Source organism: Brevibacillus invocatus (assembly GCF_003710915.1).
Taxonomy (GTDB): domain Bacteria; phylum Bacillota; class Bacilli; order Brevibacillales; family Brevibacillaceae; genus Brevibacillus; species Brevibacillus invocatus.
On sequence record NZ_RHHR01000070.1, the window covers coordinates 1 to 8,076 of the forward strand.

Below are 8,076 nucleotides of genomic sequence, written 5' to 3' on the forward strand. Positions count from 1 at the left end.
ACCTAGGGGGTTAATCCGATTATTTTGGAACAACTCAGCAGGAAGTTGTAACCTTTTTGGAATCGCTGAAAATTGTTAATGGAGAAATTTGTGTTTCATCGGTGGAAATGGCGGAATGGTTCACAACTATTTACTATAAACTTGTCATTGATTATTTCTTAAGTCCCCTAAATGTTTATTCATATCATTCACTTGCTAATATCATAAGTCTTTCTTTAAAGAAAGGAATCTTAAATCTAGACCAGTTGTTGTTGAATGACCCAACCGTTCTTAATATTATTAAGTCAAGTAATGATAGTGAGGTTTTACATTTGCTTGAATTTTTAACATCTAAAGTCGAACTCGAAGAAAATGAAGCGAATTATGATTTTCATATGGTGGGAAAAGCAAGGATTATAGACGTGCCAGTTTCCTTCGACAATACAACCATCCATAACTCTTCAACATTATCCCCAAAGGTTAGAAAAATGAATGAGGAAGCAATGGAAAAATCAAAAAGAGGTACATTTGTCAAAATAAAAACACCCATGATTCCAATAACTTTCTAGAACACTTGAACACTGTTAACAACGGTTTTTATTAACTAACTCGACCATTATTAAAGCCAATTCATCTAAAAATCAAAAAGGAAGGGCGAAAATTCGCCTTCCTTTTTTTGTGCCATTTCAAATGTCATTTTTCATTTTGCACTCCAAAACCGAACCCGTTACCTCACAGTAGCAAGCTTTTTATTATTTCGCCTGTCTACCGTATGGGGAGCATATCAGGATCAACGAATGGTTGTCCTACTCTGCCGCTGTTTGTATTTGCTGCTTATTCCATTACATTTGTTCTGCAACTTACTTGCCATTTGCGGCGTCCAGCTCCGCTTCGATCTTGGAGGTTTTCGACGACTCGCCCATGCGCCAGTAGACAAGGAGGCTCACGGCAATACAAGCTGCTACGTAGTAATAGAAGAGAGACTCGTACCCGATGCTTTTGAACCACAGTGCAATGAACTCCGCTGTTCCTCCAAAGATCGCGACGGTCACCCCATATGGAAAGCCAACGCCTAGAGCGCGGATTTCAGTAGGGAACAGCTCGGCTTTCACGATCGCGTTGATCGACGTATAGCCTGTGACAATAATGAGGCCAGACAGCATCAGCATGAAAGCGGCATATGGACTATTTGCCTGTTCCAAAAGCAAGAACATCGGTACAGTCCACAATGTTCCAAGAATACCGAAGCCAATCAGCAGCGGGCGCCGTCCAATTCGGTCGGACAGCATACCGGCGAGCGGCTGCAAGACGACAAATACAAGAAGTGCGATAAAATTAATCCAGCTGACTATCTCTTTCGGCAGTCCTACCGTAATTACCATAAATTTTTGCAAATACGTCGTGTAGGTGTTAAAAGCAATGGTTCCCCCGAGCGTAAGCCCGACGACTGCCATTACCGCCTTCGGATGCTTCATCAGCTCGCGAAGTGTACCTGCCTTGTCCCGGCTTTTCGACTCCATTTTGGAAAACTGTTCCGATTCGTCCATACTGCGGCGAAGCCACAGCACGGCTATTGCGCCAAGTGCTCCGATTACGAAAGGAATGCGCCAGCCCCATGCCATCATCGCTTCTTCGCTGAGCATTTGCTGCAGGATAATTTGCACACCCAGTGCCACCAACTGTCCACTAATCAGCGTGACATACTGGAAGCTGGAATAGAACCCTCGGCGACCACTGGAGGCCATCTCGGACAGGTACGTTGCGGATGTTCCGTATTCCCCGCCAAGCGAAAGACCTTGGAGCAGACGGGCAAGAACGAGAATAATAGGAGCAAACACGCCGATGGTGTCATAGTTTGGTGTTACTGCAATCACCAAAGAACCACCCGCCATAATAGTCACAGACAGCGTCAGTGCGGCACGGCGCCCGTGACGGTCAGCGTATCGGCCCAGGAGCAAGCTCCCGATCGGTCTCATTAAAAATCCGATAGCAAAAACAGCGGCAGTATTCAGCAACTGGCTGGTAGGGTCGCCTTGTGGAAAAAACTGAGATGAGAAATACACCGCAAAAGCTGCATATACATACCAGTCATACCATTCAATCAGGTTTCCCATTGAACCTTTAAAGATGTTGCTTGTGATGCGCCGCGTATTTGCGCGATCACTCGATGACGTCATAGCTGCACCCTCCTTATGTTTGATCCGAATCCATTTGCAATTGGGATAGTTTAACCGCTTGCAAATGAAACAATACCTTTGCTCGTGAATGGAGGGGCATTGTTTACTTTGAAAGGGATTTCATTTTCACCCGGATGGATTCTTGAATAATCTGAACTATTTTTATTCTAGTTTGATTGGTTTGCTAGAATCCATCGAATCGTTCTGAGCGTGCAAAAACGGCATCTGAGTTGCCAAAAATCCCAGATGAGTTGCATTGATTTATCAGTAAAATCGGGATACCCTTTACCAGAGGGGGCAGTGGTTATGACTTTCACTATGCTACTAGGACTGCTAGAAAACATTTCCGTGATCGCGGTAATCGCCCTCATCATCGGCCAACTGGATTACTTTCGGAACATGGTGTACGGGAACAACAACCTGCTGCGAATTGTGATCCTCTCTACGTTGTTCGGTTTTCTGTCGGTGATCGGAACGGAAGAAGGAATCCGGATCAATGACGCACTCGCCAATACGCGTATCGTAGGCGCTGTTGCCGGCGGTTTGATTGGTGGCCCTATCGTCGGCATCTTTGCCGGCATCATAGGAGGTATTCATCGCTATTCATTCGGTGGATTTACCGCTGCTGCCTGTGCCATCTCGACCGTGTTGACCGGCTTCTTGGGCGGGTTCGTAAGTACGAAAAAGAATGTGCTGCGCATGAAGTGGCAGCATATTGTGCTGTTGGGATTGACAGCCGAGCTCATTCAGAAAGTAATGGTGCTTCTCATGGCCAAGCCATTTTCGGCGGCACTCGAGCTGGAAATAAAAATCGCGATCCCAACCACAATCGTGACGATTGCTGGACTGCTGCTGTTCACGCGCGTGTTCCAAAATCTGAAAATGATGCAAGACCAGTCCGGCGCATTGGGTGCCGATCTGGCCTTGTCGATTGCGAGCCAAACGTTGCCGCATCTGCGGACAGGATTGAATGAATACTCCGCGGAAAAAACCGCTGAAATGATCCGTGAAATGGCAAAGGTGGATGCTGTCGCCATTACCGACCGCGAAAAGCTGCTCAGTGTGAAAGGCGATGTACTGGAGAATCATTTGCAGAAAAAGACGCTTTGCTCACAAGTAGCGGAAGCTGTTTTGGCCCAGCACACAGGGGTATACCGCGACAAAAATCTTGTCTTTCCAAGTCGGCTTCGCCTAAAATCGGTTATCGCTGCATCGTTATATCATCAAAACCAAAAGATTGGGACGCTGCAATTCTACTATAAAAGCTCTTCTTTCAAATCTTCTAAGACGAACCAGAAGCTAGTGGACGGCCTCGCCAAGCTGCTTTCCGTCCAAATTGAACTAGCGGAGATCGAGCATCAAGCAAAAATGCGTCAGCAAGCTGAAGTGAATGCACTCCAAGCGCAAATCAACCCGCATTTTTTGTTCAACACGCTCGGGACCATCATGTCCTATTGCCGGACAGATCCTGACCAGGCGAGAACATTAATCGGTCATTTAAGCGATATTTTCAGGCGTAATTTGAAAAGCAAAGGGAATGACCACAGCTTGCAGGAAGAGCTGGACGGAATCCATTCGTATGTGGAAATCGAAAAGGTCAGGTTTGGCAATCGCTTGAAGGTCAACATGGAGATCGACGAATCGCTGCTGGATCGCAAATTGCCTGTCCTGACGCTGCAGCCTATCGTGGAAAATGCCATTCACCATGGACTTTTTCCAAAGATCAGCGATTGCCTGCTTACCATTCGAGTAGTGCCGTCCGACCAAGAAGTGAAAATCAGCATTGAGGATAATGGCGTTGGAATGAGCGAAGAGCGTTTGGCTGAAATTTGGAGCGGCCAATCAAAGGGGATCGGTCTTGCCAATGTTCATCAGCGGCTGCAGTCGATCTACGGCAAAGAGTATGGCCTCACGATTCAAAGCAAGCCTGGTTGGGGAACGGTTGTATCCTTTGCAGCTCCGTTATCCGAATCTGAAAAGGAAGTGATAGCTACGTGTTCATGAAAACCATGATCATCGATGACGAGCCAGCGATTTGCTCCGAATTGGAGTATTTGCTGAAAAAATATATCGATATTCAAGTGGATGCTATCCATACCAATCCAGTGGAAGCTTTGGCTACGATCATCGCTACCGAGCCTGATTTGCTTTTTCTTGATATTCAGATGCCCGGGATGAACGGACTGGACTTTGCCAAAGCATTGAATCAGCTGTCCAAGCCCCCATTGATCGTTTTTTCGACTGCTTTTCATGAGCACGCACTGGAGGCCTTTGCTACTCCTGCTGTGGGGTATTTGACCAAGCCGATCATGGAATCGAAGCTGGATGATGTGATCCAAAAAGTGAGGACACTGAGGAGCAGGCCGGACGTCAATGAACGCACCGCGACGGCTCCCAAGCTGGAAGAACAGGTATGCATCCGGAAGAACAACAAGATCATTCCGATCCAGGTGGGGCAGATTTTCTTTGCTTTTGTGCGGGAGAGAGAATTATATGTTGCGACAAAAGAGAGTATCGACAAATGCGACTTGAGTATGAATGAGCTGGAAGCGATTTTGAACAGGTCCGGATCATTCTTTAGAAGTCATCGGAACTATATCTTGAACTTGAAGCAGATTAAAGAAATCATCCCTTGGTTCAACAACACGTATTTGATTAAGATGAATGATGAGAGTCAGACAGATATTCCAGTTAGTCGAGGGAATGTGAAGGCGTTTCGGGGGTTGATGAATTTTTGAGTTTACTAGTGAAAATAAACCGAACGGAGCGGAAAGGGAGTCTCTATTTGCTCCGTTTTTGTGTCCCTTTTTATCCTGTAGTAATTTTGATGAACTGCAGGATTAGGGGAACTCCCTGCACTGGGATATCACTTAGAATCAATGCTCCAGGCTGCACCGTATACAAACTGGGCGATTGAAGGATTCCATTAATAAATAGATTAACAACGGATACGGAGTTGGGATCGAGTATACCGGAAGTACTGAATGAAATGACAGCATCACTATTTGTATACACATTTTTCATTCCGTCCGAAGTAGCCGTATACTGATACACCTCTGTTTGTAACAAACCCGGAGTACAGGGGCATGGAGGGCAAGTAGGACAAGGCTGTCCCGGATAAATATCTGGGCAACCTAAAGGTGGGAAAACGAGATACGACGTACTTCTCGAATGTACATTACTCACTGTATTTTGTTTCGTCACATAATACCTCATCTCGAACTCCTTTCTTAAAAGAGACATGGGGAATGCAAATGCGTTCAAAAAAATGAATCATCATTCGAATAAGTAGGTAAACCCCAAACGAACATTGTCGCCTTGGAGTTTACCTTTTTCATTCTTCTTTAGTTCACCACGAATTCTACGGTAATGGGTGTACCTCCGTTTTCAGCATCTCCATCTGGAATCGTAATGGTTGTTGTTGTAACTGTCGAGGTATTTCCTTGCTGCAGAACACCGTTAATGTAGAGATTGTAGTAAGCAAACGTACTGGGAAATGCAGTGGCCGCGGCTCCTGCATCATCGTCAAATGCGGTGGCTGCAATAGCAAACGTTGCACCAGTGCCTGTCCCAGCTCCCATCGTTGAGTTGAATCTCACTGAGGTGATAAATGGTTTAATAATTGGCATTTCAAACACCTCCTCACACTGTAAATATAAGGAAAATTCCTTACTTGCTTCTAGTAAATGAATGGAGTCTTACTTTTGAAACGGACAAATATCGGAAGCGTTTTGCGTATTTTTTCGTATTGATTTTAGACAACTTGCCCGGATTACTGTATGACAAGAATATAACGTGGATTATTTTAATGTTATGGTTTATTGGATTCTCCGTAGCATCTTTGCGCATGCTGTCGAATGAAAGCTGATACTAATTAATCAAAAAGTGAGTTCTTCTCATTTATGCGAACTCTGATGTCCTTTTATGCAAACAAAAAAACGGCATCTCTGCCGTTTCCGTAGTCTACACTGCCAGTTTAGCGCTCTCCCTCTGTTGATAGTTGCACATTCCTGCTCAGTTGTTATTCTTCTTCTGAACAAGGCGGAAATAGCATACCCCTTTCGATAAATTGACTAACGATAATATGCCAGCCATATAATCAGTGATGACATAGTGTTCCATAGTCCTAACCAAGGCACAACTCGTCCAGCTCCAATAATTGTCGCTAATGGTGACAGAAATACGAGAATCAGGAGTGGAAGCAATCCCCCGACCAGTGAGAAAATCATTTTCCCGGTCGTGATGCGCTTTTTGCCTCTATGCATGCGAAAGAGCGTGTACGCGCTCCACATTATGGTAGAAATGATCAGCAGAATCATAACCGTCTCAATGTTTCTACTGTTCAACATAGAAATTTCGGCTTTGTCACCTCAAATGGTACTCTTGAAAGGTTTTGGGAGAAGGTGAAAGGAATTAGCTACCTGCGTACATCGCGTAACAGCGTCAGGTAAAGTACGATCAAACCCAGCAGCAGAATCGAGCTGACTCCGCCCACTACTTGAATCCCCGACAAAAAAGCATGCTTTGCCGCCTCCAATACGGAATCATAAGGCAATGACTTAGCAACAGTCACAGCACCTGCTAGCGTGTCTCTCACAGCTTGACCCGTTTCCTGCGATATCCCATTCGGAATATATCCAGCCACCAAATGACGATATACCGCAGTTCCGATGATTCCGAAAATGGAAATGCTTAAAGCCATCCCCAATTCACTGCTCATTTCTGACAAAGAGGAAGCCGCGCCGGTTTTCTCCGGAGGTACAGAGGCGACAACCAGGTCCGTGTTTAGTACCATCAACGGACTGAGTCCCAACATGATGATAATGTTCCCGATCACCATAGTATGCACCCCCGGAAAAGTTCATTTTGGTGGAGCTAGCGGGATCGAACCGCTGACCTCATACGGACAGCGTATCATACTCACAGCGTAGCTTGTTCCACTGACCTATTCGACAGGAAACCTAGTATGGTTTCGTACCATATGTGTGCCTGTTTCAAGAATCGATCTTTTTACCGCCGTGATTAAAAGATCGATTGCAAGATTCACCGTAGGCTTTAACCAGTTTTTTAGGTGATACAAGCTTCCACGCTTGTATCAGTAAATCACTACATTCTTTTTGATCGATACGATCGATGCGAACCATCATATAGGAAAGCTTCGCGAAACTGTCAGGCACATGAAAGACCTCCGGGGCCATCGACGTATATGCGTCCCGGTTATCATGCGTCGTTTTCATTGCAACAGATACACCATCAGGCTGAATCACTGCAAAAATTTTGTTTCTCACCCGAAACGAACATTTTCCCCAATGCTCGTGTTCTTCTGTCTCCGGCAGGGAAAGCGCTAAGCCTCGAACATCATCTGTAGTAACCACGCCCCTCACCTCCCGTAAAAGTCGCGATATACCAGTGGTTGCCGAAAGGATCCTCAATGCCGCCGCTGCGCTCTCCATAAGGTATATCCGCCGGTTCATATAGTGAATTGCTGCCCAAGTCAAGCGCCCGCTTGTAACACTCATCCGTATCGGGTACAAAAATATGCAAGGTATTCGTTCTTGGCGGAAACCTGTCATTTTCCTCAGACAATTCAACGATCGTGTCTCCAATTCGAACTTCCGCATGTGTGATCAAGCCATGCTCATTCATTCCTCGGTTCAACTCCTGGGCATCGAATACTCTTTTCAGAAAATCGATCATCTGATTTGCATCTTTTACCGTGAAGTACGTCGTTACATGTTGGTATCCTTTGGGCGTAAACGTATCACTCACAATACTTCCTCCTCGTATAATCATTGTTAGAAGCTCTTCTTCAGACAATTTCCAGTTGATCCGGACAACGGAAAGAGAGTGAAGAGAATTCCAGTTAAATTGAATTTGAAGCCATGGTTTGGAGGCCTTAGCCGAACCCCGTACCGCAACC

The 8,076-nt window shown here is 45.5% G+C and carries 9 protein-coding genes; 3 read left to right on the forward strand and 6 right to left on the reverse strand.

All coding sequences use genetic code 11. The features are described 5' to 3' along the window. Positions 1 to 56: 56 nt before the first annotated feature. Complete coding sequence (locus EDM52_RS23625; RefSeq protein ID WP_122911351.1) at positions 57 to 548, forward strand: hypothetical protein; 492 nt, start codon at positions 57 to 59, stop codon at positions 546 to 548. 291 nt (positions 549 to 839) lie between these two features. Here EDM52_RS23625 and EDM52_RS23630 read toward each other — a convergent pair whose 3' ends face one another. Then, the gene (locus EDM52_RS23630) at positions 840 to 2,156 is read right to left on the reverse strand and encodes an MFS transporter (RefSeq protein WP_122911352.1); all 1,317 of its coding nucleotides are present in this window, start codon (positions 2,154 to 2,156) and stop codon (positions 840 to 842) included. A 306-nt stretch (positions 2,157 to 2,462) separates the two neighbouring features. On the opposite strand from EDM52_RS23630, the gene EDM52_RS23635 reads away from it, so the two are divergent. Both EDM52_RS23635 and EDM52_RS23640 read left to right on the forward strand, forming a co-directional pair. Then, entirely contained in the window at positions 2,463 to 4,160 is a 1,698-nt protein-coding gene (locus EDM52_RS23635; protein ID WP_122911353.1) for a LytS/YhcK type 5TM receptor domain-containing protein, read from the forward strand. After that, positions 4,157 to 4,894 carry a LytR/AlgR family response regulator transcription factor gene (locus EDM52_RS23640; protein WP_245997373.1) on the forward strand — a complete coding sequence of 246 codons (738 nt, stop codon included), beginning with the start codon at positions 4,157 to 4,159 and terminating at the stop codon, positions 4,892 to 4,894. The genes EDM52_RS23635 and EDM52_RS23640 overlap by 4 nt, the downstream gene beginning before the upstream one ends. Before the next feature lie 70 nt (positions 4,895 to 4,964). On the opposite strand, the gene EDM52_RS25510 is transcribed toward EDM52_RS23640, so the two are convergent. The 5 genes from EDM52_RS25510 to EDM52_RS23670 form a co-directional block, all read right to left on the reverse strand. Beyond that, positions 4,965 to 5,399 carry a DUF4183 domain-containing protein gene (locus EDM52_RS25510; RefSeq protein ID WP_338068347.1) on the reverse strand — a complete coding sequence of 145 codons (435 nt, stop codon included), beginning with the start codon at positions 5,397 to 5,399 and terminating at the stop codon, positions 4,965 to 4,967. Between the two features lie 101 nt (positions 5,400 to 5,500). Beyond that, complete coding sequence (locus EDM52_RS23650; RefSeq protein ID WP_122911356.1) at positions 5,501 to 5,785, reverse strand: DUF4183 domain-containing protein; 285 nt, start codon at positions 5,783 to 5,785, stop codon at positions 5,501 to 5,503. Positions 5,786 to 6,573: 788 nt separating this feature from the next. After that, positions 6,574 to 6,996: an MFS transporter gene (locus EDM52_RS23660; RefSeq protein ID WP_122911358.1), complete on the reverse strand. Its 423-nt coding sequence runs from the start codon at positions 6,994 to 6,996 to the stop codon at positions 6,574 to 6,576. 154 nt (positions 6,997 to 7,150) lie between these two features. Beyond that, a complete protein-coding gene (locus EDM52_RS23665) occupies positions 7,151 to 7,531 on the reverse strand; it encodes an MmcQ/YjbR family DNA-binding protein (protein WP_122911359.1) in 381 nt (126 codons plus the stop codon). Then, positions 7,515 to 7,925 carry a VOC family protein gene (locus tag EDM52_RS23670; protein ID WP_183185333.1) on the reverse strand — a complete coding sequence of 137 codons (411 nt, stop codon included), beginning with the start codon at positions 7,923 to 7,925 and terminating at the stop codon, positions 7,515 to 7,517. Before EDM52_RS23670 ends, EDM52_RS23665 begins: the two co-directional genes overlap by 17 nt. Positions 7,926 to 8,076 lie beyond the last annotated feature (151 nt).